This window comes from Bacillus infantis (assembly GCF_050107595.1).
Taxonomy (GTDB): domain Bacteria; phylum Bacillota; class Bacilli; order Bacillales; family Cytobacillaceae; genus Bacillus_AB; species Bacillus_AB infantis_C.
In genome coordinates this window covers 36,560-62,809 of the sequence record NZ_JBNILH010000013.1, presented here as the reverse complement: position 1 = coordinate 62,809, position 26,250 = coordinate 36,560, and the positions used below count along the sequence as shown (strand labels likewise).

The following is a 26,250-nucleotide window of genomic DNA, read 5'->3' as shown; positions in this document are numbered from 1 at the left end:
TTCGTCAGATTTATTTAGAGTACTATTACATCTAGGAGGGGAAAAATGAAAAAACTAGTTAGCTTTTTATCAATTCTTACACTGTTACTGGTTATAATTCCTTTAGAATCAAATGCTGCTGGTGAAACTACTACAGGCCCTTATCGTAAAGTTGCTTCCAATGCAGGTTACTCTTGGATGTCCACTTATGTGTATCTTCCTGGAGGCTCAAATATTAAATATGGTAATAGTACTGACACGGCTTATGCTTATGTTGGTGGATCACATGGCGGAACTGAAGTGGATGCAGGGTTTCAGCATAGTCCAACTTATGATAACTGGTCCCCGTTTGTTGGAGTTAACGGAAGTAGGCCAGAATCAGGCAAAACAGATGTCAGGTTTAAGTCCAATCAAGAAGTATTCATGAAATTCTATGTTGCTTCTGATAATAAGGTAGCTCTTCAGGTTACTGGTATTGACACAAAAGGGGTCAAGCGAACTATTACTCTAGAAGCTGATGCTAGCGGATGGACTAAAAGTGGTTCAGGCAATGAGCTTAAAAGGGTAACCTCTATAGCCCAAACAGGGGGTAGTACTAACTTCCAAACAGGATCCTACATTAAAAATGTAAGATGGTTTGATGCTAGAATTGGGACAAGTTCTACTAATAATTCTGCATGGTCAGGTACACACACTAAAGAGTTTATTACATTCCAAAAACCTTATGTTTCTGTATCATATGTAAACCAGAGTGAAGAAACAGTGAGTATAAATCTCAATTAAATACGAGCCAAAGCCTCACCTTTATTGGTGAGGTTTTTTTATGCACAAAATAGATAACCGTTTAAGGGGGGGCAATGGACATTGGAGGGGCAAGAAATGTTAGAAAAACATGATGAAGTAATAAATACCAACGTACTGCCGAGACTAGATGCCTTAGAACTAGAAAACGCACAGTTTAAACAGGAAATGTCAGCGCTGAAAGCTGATTTGATTGGAGTTCAAAAAGGACAGGCTCAATTAGAATTAACCGTTATGAAAGACGGAAGGGAGACCCGGGAACTATTAAAACCGTTTGCGGATCACGTTTTAAAACAAGTTGAGTTCGATGCCCAATCTGAGAAGGATTTGAAAATGAAAAAGATGGATACGAGGGAAAAGATTTTGACTGGTGTTTTCGGTGCAGGCAGCCTGGCTGGAATTATTGCAGCCATTGTCACATTAATTCAGTAGGAGTGATTTGAATGGAAACAATATTAATCTTAGCATCAATCATTTTGCCAATTGTGCTGGCTTGCGTGGAATTGGTTAAGCGGACGGTGAATCTTCCGAAGAATTTATTGCCCCTAATTGCCTTGGTTGTTGGTTTAGCAATCGGTGCAGCTGCATCGCCTTTTACAGACCTGGATATTGTTCTCCGACTGTGGGCAGGAGCCTTTGCAGGATTAGCCGCAACAGGACTTTTTGAAATAGGCAATAATAGACCAGGTACTACGAGGTAAGATTTGTAAATAAATTCTTCCTATACCTAAATATTATGGATTAAAATAGTATTGGGGAAATAAGAATAAGGATTACAGTTGACGGATCGCCGTATGCCATGAAAGTGGCCCGTACGGTGAAGTCTCGTTATAATTCATAAGACGAGGATAGCGAACCACCAGCACTGACAGCATTAAATTTACATTATGGAGGCCTTCTTTCATTTACCTTTACGCCTGATAATCCTGAATGGAGAGAAAATATTTATTCGATTAAAGTGAAGGAATTTGATCTTGTAAGAGATTTTTTCTCTCATTTTAATATCAATGAGCCAGGAGTAATAGGCACGACTAATATTGGATATGGAAGTAGCTTCGATGTGGATTTTGTAGATTATGAAATAACTTTTTCAGCTACCGGTTTTAAAGATCAAGTCGTAAAAGTAACGGTACCAAACAACAGATACTAAGAGTACATCATACTAAGCTGCCTTCGGGCGGCTTTTTATTATGAATGAAAGGAGTTCTTGATATGGCAATAAGTAGTATTCCGAAATACAAGGATATCCGGAAAACGATTAGGAGAAACGGAAGTTACCCATATGTAGGGACTGCCGTGAAAGATACGCATGTTATCCATCATTCTATGACTGCCCAGCACCTGGGCGGATCTACTCCACAAGGATTTGCTGATTATCATATTGACTCGAATGGATGGCCAGGAATTGCCTATGCATTTGTTATTGGAGTAGACGGAACAATTTATCAGTGCGATGACCTTGATCGCCGTACTTACCATGCCGGCAACACAAATACCCGTTCAATTGGTACCTGCTTGATTGGAGACTTCCGGAAAGAGGGGGCAGCAGAAGTACCCTCACCTGAACAATTGGAGTCTCTTTATTTATTGAACAGAGACCTTTATAAAGTGCTGCCGAACATGAAAAGGACAATCGGCCACCAAGAGTGCCCAGGATACGCATGGAAAAACTGTCCCGGAGATACTTGGAGTTATAAAGATGTCCTTTCTGGACGTATTGTTCAACCATTAAAGAAAGGGGATGACGACTTGGAGCTAGCAGACGCACGCTTAAAGGCAAGGCCTGTAGAAGGTAGAATTGGTGTCCTAAAAGTTCTGGATAACACAGTGCTAAGAGAAGAGCCGGACAACAAAAGCAAAGTGATCCGTGACTTGGAACCAGGAGGAGAATACAAAGTAAGTGAATATAAGGAAGGATGGTTCAGGGTTGGCGGCTGGGTACATTCTGAATACGTGAACTTCCTGCCGAATGAGAAGGCGAAAGTGACACTATAATAAAGAGCCCTTCTTGTAGAGAGGGGCTTTTGCGAAGATTATTGAATTGGTCTGTACCTTCCTTTATTTAGGGACATAGTGGTGTAAATAAATCTTTAAATCCAACTCGTAGGGGACCGGCCCGGTAAGTTTCTAGACAGACAAATAGACAAACAATACACGAGGACTACTGACCATCGATAGAAGTCTCTCTTGTAAAAAAAACGCCTTAAAACGCAATTTAGGGCGTTTCAGGCGTGCTTCCGAGGATTCTTTTATAGGAAGAGTTATAATCTCCTAACCCAATGGGCTAGAGAAATAAATACCAGCACCATAAGTAGATGACACTTCCACCAAATAAAATACCAATCAAAATTGTTAAAAATACTGAGGACTTTTTTTGACGTATCTTACTTATGGAAACCATAAGTAAGATAAAAAACAAAATTGAGATTACTATTAATTCTATTAACATACATCTACAACCTTTTTATCATATAGTAATTCGAGCGTAATACAACTTAGAATCCATGTATGCATTATACATTGCTTTACCTTCTGCATATGCAATTGCGGAGGAAACAATTGTTAATAATCCAGCTAATATTTTGGTCCAAGTAGGTTCTGGTACTACATATAATGCAACAATTGTTGCGATAATTCCACTACCTACTTTAACTACCACTTGATCTTTATTATTCATAAAAGTATCTACTGATCCTTTAAAATCTTTTAAATCAACTCTATTTGTGGTTTTTTCCACTGGATTTTTCACTACACCATCACGAAGCTTTGTAACCCAAACGATATTTTTACCACTCTGATAAACCCAGTAACCGTAAACATCTTTTAATGTTCTTTTTCTAATTAACTCTCCATTCGCTGCTAAAGCTTGTACTTTTAATGACTCTTCAGAGGATGCTTTATCAGTTATTAATTCCTCTTCGATTAAATTTCTATTTAAATCATATGTTTCATACTTCATTTCATCAGTTTTTTTATAGTATGTTGCAATATAAATGTTTTTATCATCTTTAGTTTCAACCTTTTTTACTTCTTCATTATCTTCTAAGGTTTTAGCAGTAATTCCATCTTCAAATTTAATTTCCTTTCCAATCTGATTTCCTTCTGCTGCATGAATTTGTGACAACGGAACTAACACCATAAATAATACTGATAAAAAAGAAGCTAAAAATACTTTAATACTTTTCATACCCCTATCATCTCCTGTTTTTAATATAATATTGATCTACTTAATACTACAATATAAACTTAGCAAAAAGTTGAAAAAAAGGAAATTTCCTGGAAAATATAAATCGACAAAAATTTACAAATGGTATTTTTTGATTAAACACTTCTCTCTAGTTTTCGCGAAGTAATTCAATTTCTTCTTTGTCAAAAACTTAGGAACCCTGCTTTTGGATATACTTCTCTTCCTTAGCCAATTACAAAACGAATACCATGATAGAGACTAGAGGTCTTTAATTCTTCTCTAGCATTTCTTCTTTAATCACTGCTCCTATAATCAATATAAAGGGTGCAATCTCTTTATTGAAGAAACGCACCCATTAGTGAAAAAAATATATTTTCAGCTTACAATTTTTATGGTGAATATGAACAGTAACTTCAGATATTCCTCTAAGAAATCAATTTTCAAATTGGCACAAATCGTCCATAGAGGCAAATGTTTTTTCGTTCAATTAATTTCAATAAGTTTTTATCCTAAGAACAGTTCATTAGTTGGTTGGGTTGATGCTTCCTCCGCAATTGGAACGATCGCTCTTCTTCATTATTCTTATTTGTTTCAACTGTGGTTACTTCTTGTAAAACTGCTTCTATATCTGTATTGGATGCATTTTCGATGTTGGTGTTGGTACAACCAGCCATAAAGATGATTGTTAAAAGTAGGATTAAATAGTTCATTTTCTCTTTCATTTTAGATTAATTGAGGCTTGGAAGGTATTATTTTTACTTTGAATCAAAAAAATAATCAAGTTCGAAATGGAAGGGTCCCCAACTAATTGGGACTACATTCGGCTCTGTGTGCTATGTTTCGGCGGACTAGAAGTTATTGAAAAGTCACAAAAAAATCACAAACAAAATAAAAAGAAGTGTGATTAAACGAAATTCAATTAGCAGTAACATAATAAAAAGTTGGTGTTTGAAAGGGTTTGAAAAGATATGAAAGTGAAACAAAAGATGGGCGGCATGATGTAATTAGGGACTGAAAACCCTGTTATATCAAGGTTTGAGCTATATTTAAACCTTTCTTGTCCGCATCATTGTCCGCATAGGACGACAAAAGAAGAACCAATCAGAGGAGAAGGTCTTTCATCAGTTTGCTAAACTGTTGAGAGGCCTTTTCTTCCATATTGGCGGTCATATGGGCGTAAATGTTCATTGTCGTATTTATGTCACTATGTCCCAAGCGTTGCTGTATTTCCTTTATACCTACACCAGCCTCAATAAGCAGGGAGGTATGAGTGTGGCGGAAGGAATGAGGTGTAATGTTCTTTTCAATCCCAGCTTTCTTCAGCAGCCGTTTTAACCTCGTTTCAAACACTTTCCTTAATTGTGGATAGCCATCTTCCCTGGCGAATATAAAGCCCTCATTTTTGTAAATCATACTGTTTCTCAGCTTAATTTCATTCTGCTTAATCTTATGCTTTTTCAGCATGTTTACCAGCAAATCATCTATTTTAATTGTCCGGATGGATCCGGTCGTTTTTGGAGTTAGCAGCTGGTAATTCAAATAATTGTTGTTTGGGTTATAAAGGGTCTTTGTCACACGTAGCTTCCCTTGTTCCAAATCAATATCTGCCCACTTTAAAGCAAGGAGCTCCCCGATCCGGAGGCCAGTGTAGGACAATGCGGTGAACACAAGGGCATCCATTTCTAAACCGTCAGAATGGCAAAGCTTCAGAAAGCCGGCCAGTTCCTCTTTCTCCAGGAATTTGTATTCCTCTTCAGCCTTTTCCAAATCCTCGACTTTTGCCTGTTGTTTCGGCAGCCTGAAGTTTTCAGTAGGGTTTATCTTGACAATCCCAAACTCAATAGCCTGCCTAAAGATCATCCGCCCTGTGGAGTGTATGCCGTCCACATAGTTGCGGCTGTATTTTTCTGAAAGGTCAATGATTCGATCCTGATACATCTTTTTAGTAATGCGGCCAACCGGAAAGGGGCCCCATACACTAGTAAAATGCTTCATTTCCTTTTCCCTGGCTCTCACGCTGCTGATTTTTACTCCACTGCGGCTATAAGCCTTCAGCCAATCCAGGGCAAATTGCTCAAAAGAGATTTTTGATTCTTTTACAAGTGTCCCATTCTGCTTTTCAAGTTCAACAATGCGGGCTGCAGCCTGAGCCTCTTTCTTTGTTTTAAAACCGCCTTTGGATATTTGCTGTCGTTTCTTAGTAAGTGGATCAAATCCCAGATCAATAATGTAAGTCCATGATTTTCCGCGTTGTCTGAATTGGGCCATTGTCACCCCTCCTTTACTACCACTTTTAATATTCCTAATAGCATTTGTTTTTGCTCCGAAGTTAATTTTTTTTCATCATAAAATACTGAATAGTCACCTTCTAAAATATTCTTTAAATCTAAGTATGTCCCACTTAGTTGGTAACGCTCAAAACTTTTATGAAGATCAAACATTTCTTCGACTAATTCTTCCGCTTCAGGATCGCTGTAAGGATAATCCGTCAATTTAACTTTCGTGGCCATTAAATGATAATATGGCACCTTATATACTTTTGCTAACTTTGTAATTACTTCGTTGGAGGGTTCTTTCATTTTCCCTAATTCTAGATTCCGAATATAGGTGTGACTGATTCCAGCTTCATTTGCCACTTCTCTTAAAGATCTATTTCCTCTCAGTTCTCTTAAATATTGCCCGAATTCGTTCATGATACCCTCCAAAGATAAAGTGTTTAATTCCTTTTAAGTGTAAATCATAGGATAACAAAAATAAAGTTTTTTTGTAATTTATCAGTTGACACCTAACAAAATTAATTATAAGATAAAATTGTAAACTATAAGATTACAACGTGACGAGGTGATTAAGTGAGAAATATCGTTAAATACCTCCGGAGAAGTCAACAATTTGATATGACTCAACAAGAATTAGCTAACATTGTAGGCGTATCGAAGGTTACTATATCAACGATTGAAAAGGGCGGAAATACCTCCGGTGAAATAATGTTAAGAATTTCCGAAGTGTTTAACAAAGATCCAAGAGAAATTTTTTTTATCGATGATGTAAACTTTAAGATTACAAAGAGTCAAAGGGAGTCGGTTGAGTCATGATCGATATTAAAGTGAACGAGGAGGAATTGAAGGCTCTGTACCAGGAGGAAATTAGAAAGAGCATTGAAAAAATTCAATTTGAATCAATGCTAATGGACTCGAAACAACTATGTAAAATGCTTTCATTGTCCTGGCCAACAGTCGAGAAGGAATTTCTCAAGGATCCCAATTTCCCCAAAATCCGCCTGGGTGCCAAGTGGCTTTTCCATCGGGGAGAGGTCCAGCGATACATTGATCAATGGTCGATTGAGATAAGGAAGAAGGGAGTTCAGGCATGAATAATGAGCCGAAACTATCCACAGTTTTTTTCAGATTTCTTAGCAGAAACAGCTTTACCCCGGTTACTGGAAGGAGGAAAAAATAAATGAATTTACCAATTCTGATTCATGATAAATGTCCCAGCTGCAAGCCAAAAGATTATAACCAGACAAAGGCCAGGTTCATGGGCCAGGAGAACTTCGGAGAATACCTTTATCAATGTGTAGAGTGTGCCGCGGATCTTTGGGTCACTGAAGCATGGGCGAAGAAACATGCAATTGAAGAAAACAAAGACCTTGACACCATCGAAAACCTCGTCTTCGACTTGTATCTCGAATTAGGATCTACAGGTATTCACTTTTTAAATCTCAGGGATATCGAGATCTTAGCGGGTCGCATTTTAGAAGGGATGGAGGGTTCCGCAGACCAAGGGAAAGAAAAGCTTTACTTTGAAGAACATCTGAGATCGGTGAGAATGCTTTGGAAACTTATCCGTGGGGCTATGGGTGATTGGAAATTGCAAATACATGAGCTAGAAAAGATTTCAACAGATTTAACCAATCAAGTAGAAGCCCAGAAAGAGAAGGAAAAAAGCATTTAATGCACTCTCAATTTCAAACAGGAGGGGGACTTGATGAAAAGTGAGTGAACAGAACATTAACTTTAGCAATATACCCGAAGAATTAAAGCGCACTGATCAATGGGTCCTTTGGCGACTCAAAGGAAGGGGCGAAAAACAAACAAAGGTACCATGCCAGATTAATGGAAAACCTGCTAAGTCTAATGATAAGAGCACCTGGTCCACCTTTAATGAAGTTGAAGAAACCTATCTCAATGGCGGCTTTGATGGAATCGGCTTTGTTTTCTCAAAAGAAGATCCCTTTATTGGCATTGATATTGATAAATGTATTGCTGACGGAAAATACAATGATTCAGCTGAAGAGATTTCAAAAATGATGAACAGCTATACAGAGATTTCGCCAAGCGGTAAGGGGATCCACATCATTGTTAAAGGGGAACTTCCTTCAGAGGTATCAAGCACCGGTCAGAAAAATACTTCAATAGGTTTGGAAGTCTATAGACACAGTCGCTTCTTCACTTTCACTGGAAATTCACAGAATGTATCTGAAGTTGTGGAAAGACCAGATGCACTAAAGCTGTTATTTCAAAAATATCTACCGAAGAAAGAAAACAAGGCTAAAACCTATAAAAAGGCAGTAAAAAACAGCACTCAAGATTTATCGAATGCAGAACTGTGGGAAAGAATGTTCCGCAGTGCAAATGGATTGGCTATCCGATCACTATGCGATGGCCAGGTGACAAATGGAGATCATTCTTCCACAGATTTATCCCTGTGCAATCATCTTGCTTTTTGGACTAACAAGGATTCGGTAAAAATGGATTCGATGTTCCGAGAATCCGGATTGTATAGAGAAAAATGGGACAAGCAGCATTCTTCAGATGGCCGTACATATGGCGAAATGACAATAGAGAATGCTATCCAATCAACCCCTACTGTGAGAGAAGATTTCCAACGTGAAAGCCCAAAAGGAACTTCCAAACAGAAAAAACAAAAAAAGTCTTTTCCGAAAACCGATTTAGGGAATGCCGAGCGATTAATTGACAGGCACGGTGAAAATTTAAGATATTGCCCACCATTCGCAAGCTGGTTTGTTTGGCAGGGAAATAGATGGCTTCAAGATTTAACAAATGAGGTTGAATTATTTGCAAAAGAAACTGTCCGCTATATGGGAAAGTCAGCATATGACATGGAAAATTCGGATCTTGACTTAGTTAAACATGCTGTCAGATCAGAGTCTATGGGAAAGATTATGTCAATGATTTCCTTAGCTAAATCAGAAAAAGGAATCCCTATACTCCCCCAGGAGTTGGATAGCGACACTTGGAAGCTCAATTGCGAAAACGGAACAATCGACTTAAAGACAGGAAAATTGTTGCCGCATAACAGGCTGGATTTAATCACTAAAATTGCCCCGGTTGTTTATGATCCTAATGCAAAATGCCCTAACTGGATTGCTTTTCTAAAAAGCATCATGAAAAACGATAAAGGTGAAGAAAGTTTGGCGCTAATCAATTACTTGCAGAAAATTATTGGTTACAGCCTTACGGGTGACACGACTGAGCAAGTAATGTTTTTCCTTTACGGATCCGGACGAAATGGGAAAAGCACATTCATTAATACAATCAAGGAAATGCTGGGGGATTATGCTAGTCAAGCAAACTCAGATACTTTCATGGTCCGAAACAGTGAAAGGATAAACAATGATATCGCTGCACTAAAAGGAGCTCGACTTGTTTCAACTGTAGAAAGTGAGAAAGGGAAAAAGCTTGCAGAATCATTAATCAAGCAGCTTACAGGTGGAGAAACAATTAAGGCCCGATTCATGCACAAGGACTTCTTTGAATATCTACCGCAATTTAAAATTTTCTTCACCACTAATCACATGCCAAACATTGATGGAACTGATACAGGAATTTGGCGAAGGATCAGACTAATCCCTTTCACTGTAACTATACCAGAAGAGAAAAAGGATAAAAAATTACCTGAAAAGTTACAAGCTGAATTGCCGGGCATACTTCGCTGGGCTGTGGAAGGCTGTTTGAAATATCAAAAGGAAGGCTTGGGGCTACCAGCTGAAGTAATCGCAGCAACCAAACAATACAGAACTGAAATGGACAATCTCGAAGGGTTTTTATCAGAGTGCTGTACTATCGAACCTGCTAAAAAAGCCACCACTAAAGACCTTTGGTTCACTTATGAATATTGGTGTCGGGATAACGGGGAGGAAAATGACAAACTGAGTAAAAAAGCCTTTTTAGCTAGTCTCAAAGAAAAGATGAATGCAGAAGGGCGCCATTTTGAACAAGTCCGAATTGGTTCTAACGGTGACAGAGGATATCAGGGAATCGGGATGCTTCCACCACCAGAAGATGCGTCAGTACAGTCAGCATTCAAACTTTAAGTGTCAGTACCGCAAACCCTTGGTATATAAGGCTTTTAATCTATTATTTATTTTTTACTGACACAACTGACAAAGAAAAAAGAAAGTATATATAAGAAAAAATATAGGGATTTTACAAAAACAGTGTCGGTTGTGTCGGTTGTGTCAGTAAATAAAAACATAAAGGAGATGCTCATTTTGGCAAATAAGAAAAAATTCGATGCACCAGTCTTGTTAGGGATTGAAAGAACTTCTGATGGTTGCATGGCTATATGGTGCCCGCACTGCGCAGATTTTCATCGTCACGGCAAGGAGGCTGGCCATGTGAGAGCTCATTGCATTGATGATGATAGTCCATACCATGCAACCGGCTATTACATCAAGAAAGCGCGATATTACGGTAAAAGAGTTGTTCTGGAAACCAAATAAAAAAAATGGAGAGTGATAAGCAATGGCAAAGTCAAAAAAACAAATCACATCTTATGAGCAGTTGCGGAAACGTATTGGGGCCCAGCGATTTTTAACACCAGCAGAAAGGAAAGTGGTTAAGCGTATCTTCAATCAAGAGATGGAGCAGCAATTTGGAGATATAAGCTTTGCACTGTACCTGGTTTACTTGGCTGGGAAATTAAAGGGATCCGGTGTTATCACTCACTGCGATATTGAATCAATTGTGGAAGAAATGCTGCAGGGCAAAAAAAATAGCCTCCACTACTGCGAATAGTGAAGGCTCAAAACAGAATATCTCATAAGACAGGATGCTCTCCCGTCCAACCTGCTAAAAGTATAGCACAAAGGTGGCGGTTTATGGAAGCTGATTTTATCAGGACACTGTATCGCTTATCACATCTGAAATTTACCATGCGAGGTGTTGTCTGGTGGGACGGGAGACAATCCCTAATCGGGATGAAAGAAGAAAGATCAGAAAGCAGGTTGAAGGTGCATTGGAAAAATATCGTCTATATCTGCTCAGCATACCAGAGGACAAGCTGCCGAGAGTAACAGCATCCTATTCATTAGTACCAGGCGGCCAGTCGGATCCATCAAGCAGCTCCTGGGCTGAAAGAGCAGCCATTGAAAAGGTGGATTATGAACGCGAGAGGATGGAATATATCCAAACCATCCAGGATGCTGTCAATCGTTTAAACAGCAAGGAAAGGCAGATCATTATCAAGCGATACATGGTTGATGACGAGGCAGTTTATGACTATGAAATCTTTAATGACATGGGCATTAGCGAATCATTCTACTACAAAATAAAGCGCCAAGCATATGACAAATTGGCTGTGTTATTTGGTCTTTATGATGTGGATGAATTGATGCGGCACAAAGCCTAACTGTTAAATCCTTGGAAGGTGGTGATCAAGATGATGCATCATTTATTCTTCAGCAAAAAAGTAAAAGGCCACATCAAGAATATCAAGAAGTGGGAAGAGCAAACCGAGAAGCTGCTGGCTGGGCTGAACAAGAAGGAAAAGTACTATCAAATCCTGGTTAATAACCGTAAGACTGAGCAAGCAGCCTGGGTCAAGACGGAGATAACGCTGCTCGAAAGAAAGCTTGCTTTGCTTTATCGGACAATGAACAAGGCACATGAGGACATTCGGAGTTACATCAGGAAGTTGGATGAGAGGCTGTTGAAAAAATTCACTTAAATCTTTTTGGCGAAAGACTCCCCCCCTCTTTTTATTTTGGTTTTTTTTCGGAATTAGGGCACCGGGAGGGGGACTCGACTCTCCAGATTTACTCGTAATTTTCACGCATGTAGGGGGGGGGACCCCTAAAAACTATTAAACGGAGGTTATAACGGATGGCAAACACAAATTTAATTGACGAAAATCAATACTTTGTAGAATCCAAGAAGGCAATTCAAATTGTATTAGAAAAAGAAGCACTTTTGGGAAAGCAGCTAAAAACAGCTGAACGACTCGAGCTGGTAAAGAAGTACAAGGAGTTAGCTAAGACAGATGAGGAATATGATGAGCTGGAAAAGCAGGAACGATCCTTGGGAAGAAAAATCAAGTTTAATCAGTTAAATGAGCCTGCGATACCAGAGGAACATAAAGAAAAAGTAAAACGGAACGTTGCTGTTGAACAGTTAGCATTTGACGAGAAACTAAATGAACTAAAACTGAAGCTGCAGGACCAGGTTGAACATATGGAAAAAGAGGTTCTGCCGTTACTCGATTCAATCGCCAAAATGGAAAGTATGAAAGGCATACCTGATCAAATTCAGATCATTGCCGATGCGGAAATTGGAGAAGAAGCCCCAATTAAACTTGATTATAGATTAAAGCTTTTACGGACCACCCCTGAAGGAACACGAGCAGGAGTAGCACAGAAAGGTTTAACCAAAGTACTAAAAGTACTCGAGCAACTCCAGATGCCTATGGAAACCTTAAAAGAAGGAGGTAAAAAATAATGCGCGCCATTGAAATAGAAATTGCGAAGAGAGAAGCACTGTTTCCTGTATGCAGCTACACTTACAAAGTGTTTCCTAAGACTGACGAGGCAAAGGTTAACTTCAGCCTATTCAAAAAAGACAAGGGCCCTATGGAGAAGAATGTATTTGAACTAGTGAAAAAATATTTTAAGGCTGAAGAGCCAGCCTTTCAGGGGACAGCATCGTTTTTTTACGATGAACAGGATCAGTCCAAACGCATTGCAGAAGTGAAATCAATAGCAATGTGGCAAATGGCTGAACAATGGGTCCCGGGGATAAGTCATCCAAACAGTAATAAGAAAACCTTTTACAAGACATTAACAGAAGGCGAAGACTTTGTAATAGAAGTGGGCGAAAAAATTGTCCATGATCAGCCTACACCTCTTACCTTTGAAGATATTAAAGCTTTATAGACTAATTTCATAGCCCTTTGCTGTAAGCGAGGGCTAGTTTTTCAATAAGGAGCGATCACAATGGTTTTTTCCCTGGAAAGTGTTAATATCTCTAACCTTAAACAAATTGGTTCTCCCGGTTATGAATATAATGTCTATGCGCTTAGCGATGAATTAGTCTTAAAGAAGTCCACTGGTCGCCATATACAAAATTCCGGAAAGATACTCAAGCAGCTCCAAGGATTACCCTTTATTCCGAAGGTACATGAATTTGGAGAAGATTGGCTCATAATGGATAGAATACAGGGGGTTCAATTGGGTTTTTACTGCGCGGGTTATTCTTGGTTCAATGTACGTTATGATGTTGAAAAGCACGGTGAGAAAGTCGAAGAATTCTTTGATGGATGCTTAAAGCGCGGATGGACGCCAAGGGATCTACATTTTGGTAATGTAATGATAGATCAACAAGGAGATCTCTGGATTGTGGATGTGGGGGGATTTATTAAGGATAGTACAGAGAACCCCTTAGATATAGAATACAAAAGAATGCTTAGATATGGAACATCCATTAGCCATAAATATGGGATGGTAGAATACATGATTAATTTGCTAGGGAAGGATAAGGTTTATGAGATTTGCCATCCTAATTACTGGTAAGAAGTGATATGGAGGGATCATATGAGGGAATCGAATGAAAAAGTAAGGGCTATCTAACTTTTGGTTCCTAGTATGGTTCATCATTAATCGGCAGCAAACTCTAGAAATTATCCGTTTTATAAAATTGTGGAAAAAATATATAAAACACGATGTTTTGGTTTACTTTTTCTCTTAAAATGTAGTAATATTATTATATATTCTACAAGTGGGAGTTGAAGCAATGAGTCTTAGCTTAGGTATCGACACAACTGTAATCCGAAATCTTGTAAAAGCGTTCACTACCTCGCCAAACCATGTTTTAAATGATATAAGAAATGAGCATGGATTATATACGGGGAATTTCCGAAATGGAGGGGCCTGGGACGTACGGTTCAAAAGAATAAAAGAGGTTGCGCTTGATCACGATCTCGTAGTTCTTGAAAGGAAGCGAGGGACTTGGGCTTTTATATGCCTCTTGGACTTAAATTCTGGCAATCTGCTTGTTTTTTCAAAAGAGAAAAACATGGAAGTGGTTGTTAAGAAATTAGGAAAAAAAAGCATTCACTATTTTCATGCTTTCGTGACTATTAATGGTGAACCCCGAAGTTTAGATAATCAGCAATTAGGATTTTTTGCTCCGCTAACCGAGGAATATGAAATGAGACGGTTGGAAGAAGTGCGTAAGCTTCTCGGCGAGGACTATCCTAAAGTCAAGCAAGTGGTGTTTGTAGTTTCTGAAGAGGTAGATAAACAAGTTACAGGTGTGGAAGCTAAGCTATACAGTAAATTTTTTGAGCTTGTTGATAAACAAGATTGGTCTGCATACCTAAGCGAAGATTATAGTGATATCTTAAATTCAAATGGACAAGATATGGATGTTGACAGCGAGAGAAGACCTATAGCAAAAGTTAAGGACTCCATAAAAAATATGAGAGATCTTACTACATCAAAAATACCGAAGAAAAAAGCAGACAAGAAAAAAGAGGAAGGCATAAATTAATTATTTCCTCAATAAGGAGGAATACAATTGTCGGAGCGTCAGTTTAACGGGCAGAGAGTAAGAGAAGGAAGAATCTTTCGTGGAATGACAATAACAGAATTGGCTGAGATGCTTGGGGTAAGTAAGCAAATGGTGTCAAAGTATGAAAATAATAAAGCAATACCTACATTTGAGGCCCTGTTCAATTTAACGCGTATATTGCAATTCCCGAAAGAATACTTCTATGAAGAATCCGTTGAAGTTAAAACTGGCAATACTTATTTTCGCTCATTACTTACAACTGGAAAAAAAGAGAGAGAAATGCAGTATGACAGGGTAAAATATTTAACGATTATTCGATCTCTGTTGGAGGAATATGTAGACTTTCCTGAATTAGATTTACCCGAATTCGATGAATCTAAATTAGATGATATTGAATATATAGCGTCAAAGGTTAGAGAACACTGGGGAATCTCAGAAGAACCAATAAAAAACGTTGTTTATTTATTAGAAACTAAAGGATTTGTACTTTCTTCAATAAATTTAGGGAAGAAAACAATCGATGCTTTTGGTTCTCATCATGAGGTTAATGGAAAACAGTATTATTCCATAATATTAGGTAATGATAAAAATTCGTTTTTTAGAAGGCAATTTGACTTATCGCATGAACTTGGCCACAAGGTTTTGCACGATCCTTATTTGAACTTAGATGATTTAAGTAAAGAGGAATTCAAACAAATCGAACAAGAAGCAAATGATTTTGCTGCCGCATTTTTGTTACCCAAAGAAAGTTTTTTAAAAGATGTTTCTATACACCCAACTGATCTTTCATATTATAAGTTGCTAAAGAGAAAGTGGGGTGTGTCTATCGGTGCTATGGTTATGCGAGCTTATAAACTGGGAGCCATATCTCAAAGTTCGTATCAATATATGCAACGGTCGATCAGTCAACAGGGATGGCGGAAATTAGAACCACTAGATGACATTAAAGATGTTCAAGAACCGGAAGCTATGAAGCAGGCAGTGGAGCTATTAATTGAGAATGATTATGCTACCGGAGAAGAAATAATACAAAAATTGTCTCAGCATTATGGATTAAGTTTATTTCGAAATGAAGTGGAGGAACTCCTTGGATTAGATCCAGGATATTTAATTACAGAGGAACCAAAAAATACGGACAATATCGTCAGCTTAAAGCAAAAGAGAAATGAAAAAAATATTATGAATCAATGATGAGCTGTAAGGTAATAATTGCCGGATAATTTATATTAGTTTATTTTGTATTATTTTTAGCGCTTTTTCATACACTGTATTACACGAAAAAGAACACGAAAAGGAAGCGCAATGAGCCGCAGTAAACCAACGTTTTGCGCATTGAAAAGAATGATGAATGGAATATTCCCACGAACGTTCCTTTTAGTGTTCCTTTGCTACTCAGACCAAAGAAAAAACGAGACCCCTGGCCGGGTCTCGCAAAGGCTCTTAATCTTTGTTTATAAACAGCATCAAGAAAGCGGCAGTACCGAAGAAAATTTCAAAGCAAAGCCTTATTATTTCAATAGTTGCATTAAGATCCATTACCGGTCACCTCCTCCAAGGTGGCCCTCTTTGTGTTTTATGGTTCGCCTTACAGTGTATTAACAAGAGCACGCTCACTTGCCAATATCAAAGAAATAAATATGCCATGCTTAAAACATACATTTAATTATTTCTTAATAGAAAAAAGACTGTTCCTATACCTGAGAACAGTCGCTTTTTTATGATGTCTTTAGTTTTAAGCTGCCGTTAATATTAATTCCAGTTTTTGGGCTGTACATTGCTAGCAGCTGCTCTAAGCTTTGCACTTGAATAAATCGTACACATGAGCTACTTAAATTGTACCTGGTATCTGTCACCATAATCACAACCGGAAAGGCCTTCTTCTCCGGCTGCCAAGGCTCCTTCTCCCATTCCCTGCTGTGATAATAAGCCTCATAACGCCTTACTTTCTCCTGCATCACCTTATCCGAATATACAGAGCGTTGAATCTCCACGAAGAAAGGAGCGCGCTTCCAGATCATGAAGGCATCCGGTTCCATATAACCCTTCCCATACTTAGGCTCAACAATAAAGGTTTTAGGGGTAGCCCATTTTTCGGCCGCCCTATAAAACTCCACTATCTTCAGGAAGTGAGGAATTTTGGCTGAATCCTTCTTTATGCCGGCCGGCGCCGGAAAGTAGATATATGGCTGCCTTTCTTTACTCACTTCTATATAACCATCCCTCCGCAGGCGTTTTAGGACCGTATTACAGCTTGTAACAGGCTGCTTTAAACCTTGGAAGTGCAGATCAATAATATCGTCCCTTGTCAGGCACCGGAAGCGCTGCAGGTCTTTTAATATCGCCATGTCCCTCGTTTTCATTCGTCCAACACCTCAAATATGCCGGTTTCAGTTTCCTGCAATTCAATCACATTAGCAGAAGCCTTTGAAGGGCCTTTTTTTGCTCCCTTGACTGTTAGGCACCTGTAAGGCTCCAATATCTTTTTGGCTTCCTGTATGCTCAGGTATGGCGCCTGTATCTCCTGCAAGCCGGATAGCCCCGGAAGCTTCAGCAGCATCCTGCCCTCCTGTTTCAGTTTTTCACTTCCCGGGGTCCCGATAATCCGAGAGTTAATCAGATCCGCACACTTAAAGCCCATCCGGACGGTAAGATTGTTTTTCAGCTTCCCATCAAGTACCTTTCTATCCGGGCGCTGCATGGAGAGGACCAGGAATACTCCCAGGGCCCTCCCTATGGCGCTGATTTCCTCGATTAAAGCCATGACCTTTCTTTCATCTTGCAGCAGGGCCACCTCGTCAATACAAAGGATAATGTAAGGGGGCGGTTCTGGCAGGTCGTCAACATGCGCCACCTCATGAGCATCCAGCATATCGCCTCTATGTCTCATTTCTCCTTGTAATTCTTGCAAAATGGGAATCATTTCGCCCGGGGAGACATATACCCCTTGAACGTGCTCTATCTGCCGGAAAAGGTGGAATTCTGACCGTTTTAAGTCGCATAGGTATAGTTGGAGCCGGTCGGGCGGCAGCGCTTGAATAAGGGTTGATAGAACGCTTCTCAGCTGGGTGGACTTTCCGGACCCTGTTTCCCCGGCTATGAGCAGATGTGGATTCTTTACCATGTCATATACAACCATGCTGCCGTTTGCATCCTGGCCGGCCACAATAGGGATGGAATGTCCTTCAATCTGTGGAAGGAATGAACTGTGATTGTATTTGAGTACGGCCGGAAGGGCATTGGCATAAACAGTTAAGGTGAAATTCTTATATTCTCCCTTGAACTCGAGCTGATTCCCGAACTTCTGATGAAAGACATACTCATGCTTTTTCAATAGCCCAGGGTTAATGCCGGCCGGGAGGGTGAAGGTAAATTCTGTGGAATGTCCGGTAGTGGAAACAGAGTGGATTTTAGGATAGATCCGGCGGTCGTCCGGGCCCAGGTATATGCCAGCAGCTTTGAAGGAATCGACAAGCTTCTTCCGGGCCTTCAGTTTCGTCCACATGCTCATAGCTTTATCCAGTGAATCAGTGGATTGGTTTCAAGAAAGTAGATGCCAGCTGCAAATGCTGCAATGGGGATGAGTAATCTTAAAGCCGTATTAAGTCCATGAAAGCCGAAATCACTCAGCGTTTTATCCAGGGCAGCCAGGCCGATTGTCGCGGCGCCGGCCAATAAGATCGTAGGTGAAAATAACATGTTGATCTCTCCTTTTTATGTGAATGATCTCCTCACTTTTGAGGAGAAGTGTCCAATGGTTTCACAGCTCACAGTCGGAAATCCGGCAGTGAATTCTGGGGGTGCTCAATTTTGAGTTACCTTTTTTGGCGGCTGAATTTTCAGCAACCAAATTGCCTTCAAATATACAATCTGATATGGCCATCCGGCCCCTCTTCAATAAACAAGCATGAAATCCCCTCGCTATTCATTGATTCCAAGCACTTAGCCGCGGCTGACCAGCTAGGACAGCTAAAATAATTTTCTTAAAAGTTTTTTCGGATATTCATGTATAAAATCTGCTGAAGATGGGCATTAGGTCGCTCTTTGTTCACTCCGTTCACTCGCTCCCTTTAAACAGATTTTTATTTACTTTCATATTAATCTTGATAAGGGTAAAACCTTGATAACAGTACATTGGTAAATACTTTGGTTGGAACCATGTTCATTTTCTGTTTGCTGCTTTGGTAGCTACCTTGATAAGAGCCTATGCCGGACTGGTTGTCCAAGTTTCCTAAATATAAAACAAATTTTTATTTGTAGGATTTTTAGACATGCTTATCGAACCTAATGGGGAGGAGTGATCTTAATGCATAGATTAGGTAAAAGACGATCTAAATTTGGAAGCTTTATCGATTCAAACTCAATTTCTCAACAGCTACTTTCAGAGAAAAGCGGAGTAAGCAAGAGTACGCTCAGCAGGCTATGTCAGCCGGAAGAATATACACCGAGTTTGAAAAATGGAATGAAGATAATAAAGGCTTTAAAAGAAGACGGTTACCAGGTGGACTTTACGGATTTTTGGGGTTGATAGAAAGGAGTTAAAAGATGCAGCAGTTTAAAGTATGCTTATCTATACCGATACCTCAAGATTCAATTCTTATTTCAAAAGTGGAATGGGAAGAGCTTAAAAAGCACGAACTCATGGGAGTTTATTGGAACATGAAGGACTTGGAAGCGCGGGTAAATCGAAAAAGTGAATGGATCAAGGAGAATGTTTTATATCCCACTCGTTTCCGCAAGTTACTCGATTCTGAATCTGGTGGTTTTGTCTTTTATCCTAAGAGTAAAGGGCAAACATGGGCTTTTCAGGCTAACAAAATGGCAGCATTCTTAGATGATAATTTTCAGGGAATTTTCAAGGTGGAGTAAACAGGGTAGGTTATGAGAATGTAAGGAGAGTAAAATCGGAACAAATGTTTGTAATGAAAACGTGACTTTTTTAATAAAATAATGTATATTATGTTTGTATATGTGTACAATATGGGTACGCAAATAACAAATTTTATTAAGGAGAGATAATATGCTTACTCACGCACAATTAGGAGTGAGATTAAAGGAAGCAAGGGATCTTTCAGGATATACTCAGCAAGAGGCAGCTGATAAATTAAATATAAGCAGGCAGAAACTTATAGCGGTGGAAAAAGGATCTGGTCCCATTGATACACTTTTATTAACATCTATGGCAAAACAATATGGATTTTCTGTTGATTACTTTTTAATGGATACAGATAACGACGATAATGTAGAAATCAAATTGGCATTTCGAGCAGATGAGCTGGAAGAAAGAGATCAAAAAACGATAAATTGGGCTCGTAAGATATTGATAAATATAAGACACCTTAATCAAATAATCGAGGAGATTTAAATGAAGGATCTTATAATAACAGCCAAAAACAGGGCAAATGAGTTACGAAATACATTGGGTCTAGGTGATGAACCTGTCTCAAATATATTTTCCTTATTAGAAAATAAGGGGATTTATCTCTTTAAAAGACCATTTGAAGGTAACGCATCAGCCATGTTTATGAAGACCGCAGATGCCCACCTGGTTATTATTAATTCAAATAAAACTTTAGGGCATCAAATATTTTCTGCTGCTCATGAACTCTCTCACTTTTTATATGATACCCATATCATGGGCGGGGTATGCGCTGTTAATAAGTATAACCAGGACCTTGAAATTGAGAAACTTGCTGATCAATTTGCTTCTCACTTCTTAATGCCTGAAGATGGTATCCTAAAGCACCTTTTGAAGAGGACTGAAAACGGAAAAAAACCTACAACTTATAGGGATATCATATACCTTCAACAGTACTTTAATGTTAGTTGGCAAGCGATGTTAAACCGTGTGTATAACTTGGGCCAGATTTCAAGAATCCAATATGAAGATATGAAAGAAAATATACGGATCATGAGGGAAGCTTCAGCGCTAGGCTATTCAATGCATCTTTACGAAAAGGATGGTGCAAAGGTCAATTCCCAAGTATATATAGAGAAGGCGATGTTTGCTTTTAAAAACGATGAAATTAGCGAGAAGAAATTAGAAGAGTTTCTTGGTGATATTAATACTTCACTGGAAGAATTAGTAGTTGAAGAGGATTCTTCAGTTCTTTTTGAGGGGGAACAAGATTATGCTTAGTTCCCCACCTTTAGTAATCGATACGGGTATTGTGTCTCGATATGGTTTTACAAATAGGTTCGATATACTTGAACAGTTATTTGGGGGTGATATCATCATTCCAAATGATGTCCTTACTGAATGTTGGCAGGTGCCTAAGATGCAAACTCCACTTGATGTTGCTTTAAAAGCAGGGTGGTTGAATCAATTTACAATTGATTTCGTAAACCATGTAGAAATTATCTCTACCTTTGGCGCATTGACACGACAATTTGGACCAGGAGAATCAGCGGTCTTATCAATTGCTAAAGTTAATGGTTATTCCGTAGGGTGTGATGACATGAGAGCCGCTGCAAGGTTTTGTAAAAGAAACAGTATCCCGTTGCTGGGTAGTATTGGTGTTCTTTACCAAGCATTTGATAAGGGAATTATTACTCACTCTGAAGCGGATCTCATTCATAACGATATGATTAATTTGAGCAAGTACCGTTCGCCCATAAGTTCTTTCCAACAAGCGATTGATTGGTTTAAGGATAGGCAAGGAAGAGAATTATTCTGATTACAGCACTCATAATCCAAGCCCTTATTAAAAAGGGCTTTTTTTGTTGTTCTAAGATAGAAATTTGTCCGCATGTTTGTCCGCATGATTTTTCAATACCATTTAAAATTATTCTATTTAAGTGTCTAAAAACATTGATATGATAGGGTTTTATTATCCGTGTTTCTTCCTATTATATGTCCAAAAGAATGGGCGGCATGATGTAACATACCTCTCAAATCCTTGCCGGATCAAGGATTGAAGAGTCTTGCTGACAAAATGCTAACATTGCCAAATAAAGAGGCTCTCATTAGTTATCCAAACTATTGAGAGCCTCTTTTTCGTGTTAGGTGAACGCTAAATAAATTCAACCAATTATTCAACTCTGCTGGTTAGAACAATTAAATTATCAAGAAAGCTTCTTGTATTCGAAAAATCTCTTAAAAATTAAGATTTTATTGACAATTAACCGGTTGGGTTTTACCATTGATAATGGTTATCAATTTCAATGGAAAGAGGATATTTTATGTTCAATCAAATTAAAAATAATACTTTATTCATGTTTACAATGATTTTTATTTTAGCTATGACTTTAATTGGGTGTTCAAATTCAAATGAAACAGTAGAAGATTCCTCTTCTACTAGTGAAAATAGCAATATGATTACTTTTGCTTGGCCGAGAGATATAGGTGAAATGAATCCACATGTCTACAATCCTTCTCAACTTTTCGCTCAATCCATGATTTATGAAACTTTAGTTAGTTATCAAGATGGAGGAGAGTTAAAACCACAATTAGCAGAGTCCTGGGAGATTTCCCAAGATGGAAAAGAGTATGTATTTAACTTACGTCAAGGTGTAAAGTTTTCTGATGGCTCAAGTTTTAATGCTAATGTTGTGAAAAAGAATTTTGATACTATTTTGGACCACAGAGAAAGACATAGTTGGTTAAGATTTATTTCATTAATTGATCATACAGAGGTCCTGGATGAACATACATTTAAGTTTACATTAACAGAGCCGTATTATCCGACAATTCAGGAATTAGCTGTTGTTCGTCCGGTGCGATTCCTTGGAGAAGCAGGTTTCCCCGAAGACGGCGACACTTCAAAAGGTATAGCACAACCAGTTGGAACAGGTCCATGGGTATTAGATGAGTATAAAGTAGATGAGTTTGCGACTTTCAAGCATAACGAAAATTACTGGGGAGAATTACCTGATATAGAGAAAGTCACGGTTAAAGTAATTCCTGATGCGGAAACACGCGTACTGGCTTTTGAGAAAGGTGAATTAGACCTTATATTTGGTGAAGGCATTATTAGTATAGATGCTTTTAATGAATTAAAATCTACAGGCTCTTATGAGAGTAGTATTTCTGAACCAGTTGCAACTAGAATACTGGTCATGAATACGAATAGGGATACGCTTTCAGATATCCAAGTTCGTCAGGCGTTGCATTATGGCTTTAATAAGGAAGCAATCGTCGAAGGTGTGACATCTGGTTTGGAAGAGAAGGCTGACTATATTTTATCAAGTAACTTCCCTTACACTTCAAATATTAATGTAACCACAGTTGATTATGATGTTAATAAAGCCGAGCAATTATTAGATGATGCAGGATGGAAGATACCAGATGGAAAAGATATTCGTGAAAAAGACGGGAAACCACTTGAAATTGAGTTAATGTATAATTCTGCTGAATCCATTCAAAAAACAATGGCAGAAGCACTACAATCTGAGTGGGCGCAAATTGGCGTGAAATTAAACATTGTAGGAGTTGAACTTCCCACTCAAGTCGAAAGATTTAATAAAAATGAATTTGATATGAATTTCTATAGTAATTGGGGTGCTCCATATGACCCGCATGCTTTCGTAAACGCAGTTGCAACTGAAGGGTTTGGATTTAAAGAAGCGATATCTTCTTATCCTAATAAAGATGAGTTATTGAGCCAGATTGCTGCTGTTCAACAAACAACTGACGAAAATGAGCGTCAGGAACTATATACATCCATTTTGAGTTCATTACAAGAGCAAGGTGCAATTGTACCGATTTCTTATATTAAGCAAATTGCAATTTATCAAAAAGGTGTTTCTAATTTTACATTCCCTGCTAATCGAGATGAACATCCTACTACAGGTATTAGTATCGAGGAGTAAGCGACAGGGGTTTTTCTAATGGGTACTTATATGATGAAACGAATTATGACTATTATTCCAATCTTTCTAATAACTACTTTGCTAACATTTGGAATGATTCACCTATCACCAGTAGATCCTGCTGAAGCATACTTAGCTGCTGCAAATATCCAGCCAACAGAAGAGCTATTGGCTGAAATCAGGCAAGAATTTGGCTTAGATAAACCTCTTCTTGTACAGTATGTAAACTCAGTTATTCAGATATCCCAATTTAATTTTGGTGAATCGTATATTACGAATAAGCCTGTGTGGGAAGAGATATCTTCACGTATATCAGCAACTGTTCAGTTAACCGTTGGTAGTCTCTTGATCGCTATTATAGTAAGTGTGCCTATTGGTTTTTTAGCAGGAGTTAAGAAGAACAGTGGAATTGACTATTTTAGTCGATTCCTCTCTTTCATTGGTGCTTCTATTCCATCATTTTGGCTCGGGTATTTATTCATATTTTTCTTTTCAGTAAAATTAGATTTTTTCCCGGTAGAAGGTACGGGAACATGGAAACATTTAATTCTGCCTTCTTTAACGTTGGCATTCCCCTTAATAGCTTTATATACTCGTCTGTTACGTGCTAGCGTTCTTGAAAATTTACAAGAGCCTTATGTGCTCTTTGCAAGGACAAGAGGGCTTCATGAAAAGGTTATACTGGGAAAACATGTACTTCGAATAGCTATTTCTCCTATGATTACTGGACTAGGAATGAATCTGGGGAACTTGATGACTGGTGCTATTATTGTAGAGGCCGTCTTTTCTTGGCCAGGATTTGGCCGATATTTTATAGAGGCTATTTTTAACCGTGATGTCCCTGTAATACAAGGTTATGTGCTATTAGCAGCTGGTATCTTCCTAATAAGTAACCTATTCGTTGATGTTATTCAAATGTATATTGATCCTCGTATTTCAAGAAAAGGAAGTCAACACCAATGATAGCGAAGTTTCGTGATACTTTTAGAAGTCAAATTGTGATTGTCTTTTGTTCGGTAATTGTTTTAATGTTGCTTTTGATCACAATCTTTGCCCCGTGGCTTGCACCTAATGATCCTGTTCTTGTTAATTTGGCTCATAAATTACAACCGCCTTCTATAGATTATCCATTAGGTACAGACCACTTAGGTAGATGTACGTTTTCACGTATATTATTTGGAGCTCGAATCTCACTTGGGTTTGCTATGCTCATTTTTATTTCAGCTCTAGGTATAGGTTTAATTATTGGAATTATTGCCGGGTACAAAGGCGGTTGGATCGATCAATTGTTAATGAGACTCGGTGATGGTCTTATGGCAATTCCAAGTCTTTTGTTTGTTCTTGGTTTCGTTGGTATTTGGGGAGCAGGATTAAAACAAGTCGTTTTAGGGTTAATCCTTGTACAATGGGTTTATTATGCGAGGGTTATAAGAGGAATGGTAATAAGCTTAAAAGAACAGAACTACATTACTGCAGCTAAAATTAGTGGTTCTTCTACCTGGACTATTATGAAGAAACATATTTTTCCGAATGTTATACCGCCACTAGCAGTGATTGGAACATTAGAAATGGGTTGGGCTATTATGAATCTATCGTCCATGTCCTTTTTAGGTTTAGGTGTGCAGCCACCTATTCCCGAGTGGGGTGCAATGATTCATGAAGGAAAGTCGTATATTAGAACAAATCCTGCTTTAATGATTTACCCGGGATTAATGATCATGCTGGTTGTTGTTACCTTTAATTTAGTTGGTGAATCACTCTCAGAACGGTTCGGTGTTAAACGCCGCTAGTGAAAAAGGACTTGATAATAATGGAATCAAATGAGCAAAACATTTTAAATGTAAAAGACTTAAATGTGCAAGTAAGAGACAAAAAGGGATTCTCCACACTTGTTCAGGACGTTAACTTTGGAATGAAAAAAGGGGAAATTCTAGGCCTTGTTGGAGAAAGCGGTTGTGGCAAGACCGTTACAAGTATGTCTATCCTGCAGCTTCACAATAAGAAAAATCTAGATATTAGGGGGAGCATTACACTACAAGGTAGAGAGTTAAATGGGCTGGAAAACAAAGAAATGCGAAGAATACGCGGCAAAGAAATAGCTTTTATTATGCAAAATCCGATGAATGCTTTTACTCCCGTGTTTACAATTGGGCATCAATTTGTTGAAACGATTAAATCTCATACCTCACTAAATAATAAGCATGCAAGGGAACTTGCGATTAATATGATGGAAAGTATAAATCTGCAAAATCCTCAAAAATTGCTAAAAAACTATCCTTTCGAATTGAGTGGAGGCATGCTTCAACGAGTGATGATTGCCATGGCTACATGCTTACAACCTTCTGTTATTATAGCTGATGAGCCAACTACAGCAATTGATCTGCATAGCCAAGCACTGGTTCTTCGACTATTAGATAAGGTTCGCTCCGAGTATGGTACATCTATTCTACTCATCTCACATGATCTTGGAGTCATTTCAGAAATGGCAGACAATGTAATAGTGATGAACCATGGTAAAATTGTTGAATCGGCAAATGTGTTTGATATATTTGATAATCCTAGTCATGAATATACAAAGAAGTTATTAAAGAACAGGCCTACTTTATATACTGAGAAGCAACCCTATACTTATACGTTATGATTACCGGTTAAATACTCTGAGAGGTGAAA

General features: G+C 38.5%; 33 protein-coding genes. 27 read left to right on the top strand and 6 right to left on the bottom strand.

Annotation, left to right across the window (positions count from 1 at the left end; translation table 11 throughout):
- Positions 1–45: 45 nt before the first annotated feature.
- The 5 genes from ACQCVH_RS22190 (at position 46) to ACQCVH_RS22170 (ending at position 2,775) form a co-directional block, all read left to right on the top strand.
- The gene (locus ACQCVH_RS22190; protein WP_426837769.1) at positions 46–762 is read left to right on the top strand and encodes a hypothetical protein; all 717 of its coding nucleotides are present in this window, start codon (positions 46–48) and stop codon (positions 760–762) included.
- A gap of 96 nt (positions 763–858) precedes the next feature.
- Positions 859–1,212: a hypothetical protein gene (locus tag ACQCVH_RS22185; protein WP_426837768.1), complete on the top strand. Its 354-nt coding sequence runs from the start codon at positions 859–861 to the stop codon at positions 1,210–1,212.
- Positions 1,213–1,223: 11 nt separating this feature from the next.
- A complete protein-coding gene (locus ACQCVH_RS22180; RefSeq protein WP_426837767.1) occupies positions 1,224–1,481 on the top strand; it encodes a holin in 258 nt (85 codons plus the stop codon).
- A gap of 164 nt (positions 1,482–1,645) precedes the next feature.
- Complete coding sequence (locus tag ACQCVH_RS22175; protein ID WP_426837837.1) at positions 1,646–1,930, top strand: hemoblobin-interacting domain-containing protein; 285 nt, start codon at positions 1,646–1,648, stop codon at positions 1,928–1,930.
- Positions 1,931–1,992: 62 nt separating this feature from the next.
- The gene (locus tag ACQCVH_RS22170; RefSeq protein ID WP_426837766.1) at positions 1,993–2,775 is read left to right on the top strand and encodes an N-acetylmuramoyl-L-alanine amidase; all 783 of its coding nucleotides are present in this window, start codon (positions 1,993–1,995) and stop codon (positions 2,773–2,775) included.
- 472 nt (positions 2,776–3,247) lie between these two features.
- Here the strand turns inward: ACQCVH_RS22170 and ACQCVH_RS22165 are convergent, their stop codons facing one another.
- From ACQCVH_RS22165 to ACQCVH_RS22155, 3 genes are all read right to left on the bottom strand, one after another.
- On the bottom strand, positions 3,248–3,967 hold the full coding sequence (locus tag ACQCVH_RS22165) for a geobacillin-26 family protein (protein WP_426837765.1): 720 nt from the start codon (positions 3,965–3,967) through the stop codon (positions 3,248–3,250).
- 1,101 nt (positions 3,968–5,068) lie between these two features.
- Complete coding sequence (locus ACQCVH_RS22160; RefSeq protein WP_426837764.1) at positions 5,069–6,235, bottom strand: site-specific integrase; 1,167 nt, start codon at positions 6,233–6,235, stop codon at positions 5,069–5,071.
- Positions 6,236–6,237: 2 nt separating this feature from the next.
- Positions 6,238–6,660: a helix-turn-helix domain-containing protein gene (locus tag ACQCVH_RS22155; protein WP_426837763.1), complete on the bottom strand. Its 423-nt coding sequence runs from the start codon at positions 6,658–6,660 to the stop codon at positions 6,238–6,240.
- A gap of 156 nt (positions 6,661–6,816) precedes the next feature.
- Here ACQCVH_RS22155 and ACQCVH_RS22150 point away from each other — a divergent pair, with 156 nt between their 5' ends.
- The 13 genes from ACQCVH_RS22150 (at position 6,817) to ACQCVH_RS22090 (ending at position 15,963) form a co-directional block, all read left to right on the top strand.
- Positions 6,817–7,059 carry a helix-turn-helix transcriptional regulator gene (locus ACQCVH_RS22150; RefSeq protein WP_426837762.1) on the top strand — a complete coding sequence of 81 codons (243 nt, stop codon included), beginning with the start codon at positions 6,817–6,819 and terminating at the stop codon, positions 7,057–7,059.
- Positions 7,056–7,337 (top strand): helix-turn-helix domain-containing protein, encoded by a 282-nt coding sequence (locus ACQCVH_RS22145; protein ID WP_426837761.1) that lies wholly within the window; start codon positions 7,056–7,058, stop codon positions 7,335–7,337. The genes ACQCVH_RS22150 and ACQCVH_RS22145 overlap by 4 nt, the downstream gene beginning before the upstream one ends.
- An 86-nt stretch (positions 7,338–7,423) precedes the next feature.
- Positions 7,424–7,918: a hypothetical protein gene (locus tag ACQCVH_RS22140; protein ID WP_426837760.1), complete on the top strand. Its 495-nt coding sequence runs from the start codon at positions 7,424–7,426 to the stop codon at positions 7,916–7,918.
- 40 nt (positions 7,919–7,958) lie between these two features.
- On the top strand, positions 7,959–10,301 hold the full coding sequence (locus tag ACQCVH_RS22135) for a phage/plasmid primase, P4 family (RefSeq protein WP_426837759.1): 2,343 nt from the start codon (positions 7,959–7,961) through the stop codon (positions 10,299–10,301).
- A gap of 177 nt (positions 10,302–10,478) precedes the next feature.
- Complete coding sequence (locus ACQCVH_RS22130) at positions 10,479–10,709, top strand: hypothetical protein (RefSeq protein ID WP_426837758.1); 231 nt, start codon at positions 10,479–10,481, stop codon at positions 10,707–10,709.
- A 22-nt stretch (positions 10,710–10,731) separates the two neighbouring features.
- Positions 10,732–11,004, top strand: a complete 273-nt coding sequence (locus ACQCVH_RS22125) for a hypothetical protein (protein WP_426837757.1) — start codon at positions 10,732–10,734, stop codon at positions 11,002–11,004.
- Positions 11,005–11,158: 154 nt separating this feature from the next.
- Positions 11,159–11,617 (top strand): ArpU family phage packaging/lysis transcriptional regulator, encoded by a 459-nt coding sequence (locus ACQCVH_RS22120; protein WP_426837756.1) that lies wholly within the window; start codon positions 11,159–11,161, stop codon positions 11,615–11,617.
- A 30-nt stretch (positions 11,618–11,647) separates the two neighbouring features.
- Positions 11,648–11,935, top strand: a complete 288-nt coding sequence (locus ACQCVH_RS22115; RefSeq protein WP_426837755.1) for a hypothetical protein — start codon at positions 11,648–11,650, stop codon at positions 11,933–11,935.
- A gap of 155 nt (positions 11,936–12,090) precedes the next feature.
- The gene (locus ACQCVH_RS22110; RefSeq protein WP_426837754.1) at positions 12,091–12,702 is read left to right on the top strand and encodes a hypothetical protein; all 612 of its coding nucleotides are present in this window, start codon (positions 12,091–12,093) and stop codon (positions 12,700–12,702) included.
- Positions 12,702–13,136 (top strand): hypothetical protein, encoded by a 435-nt coding sequence (locus ACQCVH_RS22105; RefSeq protein WP_426837753.1) that lies wholly within the window; start codon positions 12,702–12,704, stop codon positions 13,134–13,136. Before ACQCVH_RS22110 ends, ACQCVH_RS22105 begins: the two co-directional genes overlap by 1 nt.
- 60 nt (positions 13,137–13,196) lie before the next feature.
- Positions 13,197–13,772, top strand: coding sequence for a hypothetical protein (locus tag ACQCVH_RS22100; RefSeq protein ID WP_426837752.1), 576 nt, complete (start codon positions 13,197–13,199; stop codon positions 13,770–13,772).
- A 220-nt stretch (positions 13,773–13,992) separates the two neighbouring features.
- Positions 13,993–14,751 (top strand): DUF5986 family protein, encoded by a 759-nt coding sequence (locus ACQCVH_RS22095; RefSeq protein ID WP_426837751.1) that lies wholly within the window; start codon positions 13,993–13,995, stop codon positions 14,749–14,751.
- A 27-nt stretch (positions 14,752–14,778) separates the two neighbouring features.
- On the top strand, positions 14,779–15,963 hold the full coding sequence (locus tag ACQCVH_RS22090) for a helix-turn-helix domain-containing protein (RefSeq protein ID WP_426837750.1): 1,185 nt from the start codon (positions 14,779–14,781) through the stop codon (positions 15,961–15,963).
- Between the two features lie 524 nt (positions 15,964–16,487).
- Here ACQCVH_RS22090 and ACQCVH_RS22085 read toward each other — a convergent pair.
- The 3 genes from ACQCVH_RS22085 to ACQCVH_RS22075 are packed head-to-tail and all read right to left on the bottom strand — an operon-like array spanning position 16,488 to position 18,468.
- Complete coding sequence (locus ACQCVH_RS22085) at positions 16,488–17,132, bottom strand: replication-relaxation family protein (RefSeq protein ID WP_426837749.1); 645 nt, start codon at positions 17,130–17,132, stop codon at positions 16,488–16,490.
- Positions 17,129–18,280, bottom strand: a complete 1,152-nt coding sequence (locus ACQCVH_RS22080) for an FtsK/SpoIIIE domain-containing protein (protein ID WP_426837748.1) — start codon at positions 18,278–18,280, stop codon at positions 17,129–17,131. The genes ACQCVH_RS22085 and ACQCVH_RS22080 overlap by 4 nt, the downstream gene beginning before the upstream one ends.
- A complete protein-coding gene (locus ACQCVH_RS22075) occupies positions 18,277–18,468 on the bottom strand; it encodes a hypothetical protein (RefSeq protein ID WP_426837747.1) in 192 nt (63 codons plus the stop codon). Before ACQCVH_RS22075 ends, ACQCVH_RS22080 begins: the two co-directional genes overlap by 4 nt.
- Before the next feature lie 607 nt (positions 18,469–19,075).
- On the opposite strand from ACQCVH_RS22075, the gene ACQCVH_RS22070 reads away from it, so the two are divergent.
- The 9 genes from ACQCVH_RS22070 (at position 19,076) to nikD (ending at position 26,221) form a co-directional block, all read left to right on the top strand.
- Positions 19,076–19,297, top strand: a complete 222-nt coding sequence (locus tag ACQCVH_RS22070; RefSeq protein ID WP_426837746.1) for a helix-turn-helix domain-containing protein — start codon at positions 19,076–19,078, stop codon at positions 19,295–19,297.
- 17 nt (positions 19,298–19,314) lie between these two features.
- Entirely contained in the window at positions 19,315–19,638 is a 324-nt protein-coding gene (locus tag ACQCVH_RS22065; protein WP_426837745.1) for a DUF771 domain-containing protein, read from the top strand.
- A gap of 151 nt (positions 19,639–19,789) precedes the next feature.
- Entirely contained in the window at positions 19,790–20,134 is a 345-nt protein-coding gene (locus ACQCVH_RS22060) for a helix-turn-helix domain-containing protein (RefSeq protein WP_426837743.1), read from the top strand.
- Positions 20,135–20,908 carry an ImmA/IrrE family metallo-endopeptidase gene (locus ACQCVH_RS22055; protein ID WP_426837741.1) on the top strand — a complete coding sequence of 258 codons (774 nt, stop codon included), beginning with the start codon at positions 20,135–20,137 and terminating at the stop codon, positions 20,906–20,908.
- The gene (locus ACQCVH_RS22050; RefSeq protein ID WP_426837740.1) at positions 20,901–21,446 is read left to right on the top strand and encodes a PIN domain-containing protein; all 546 of its coding nucleotides are present in this window, start codon (positions 20,901–20,903) and stop codon (positions 21,444–21,446) included. The genes ACQCVH_RS22055 and ACQCVH_RS22050 overlap by 8 nt, the downstream gene beginning before the upstream one ends.
- A 505-nt stretch (positions 21,447–21,951) precedes the next feature.
- Positions 21,952–23,580, top strand: coding sequence for a nickel ABC transporter substrate-binding protein (gene nikA, locus ACQCVH_RS22045; protein ID WP_426837739.1), 1,629 nt, complete (start codon positions 21,952–21,954; stop codon positions 23,578–23,580).
- A gap of 18 nt (positions 23,581–23,598) precedes the next feature.
- A complete protein-coding gene (gene nikB, locus ACQCVH_RS22040) occupies positions 23,599–24,543 on the top strand; it encodes a nickel ABC transporter permease subunit NikB (protein ID WP_426837737.1) in 945 nt (314 codons plus the stop codon).
- The gene (gene nikC / locus ACQCVH_RS22035) at positions 24,540–25,370 is read left to right on the top strand and encodes a nickel ABC transporter permease subunit NikC (RefSeq protein ID WP_426837735.1); all 831 of its coding nucleotides are present in this window, start codon (positions 24,540–24,542) and stop codon (positions 25,368–25,370) included. The genes nikB and nikC overlap by 4 nt, the downstream gene beginning before the upstream one ends.
- Before the next feature lie 20 nt (positions 25,371–25,390).
- Positions 25,391–26,221 carry a nickel import ATP-binding protein NikD gene (gene nikD / locus ACQCVH_RS22030; protein ID WP_426837734.1) on the top strand — a complete coding sequence of 277 codons (831 nt, stop codon included), beginning with the start codon at positions 25,391–25,393 and terminating at the stop codon, positions 26,219–26,221.
- Positions 26,222–26,250 lie beyond the last annotated feature (29 nt).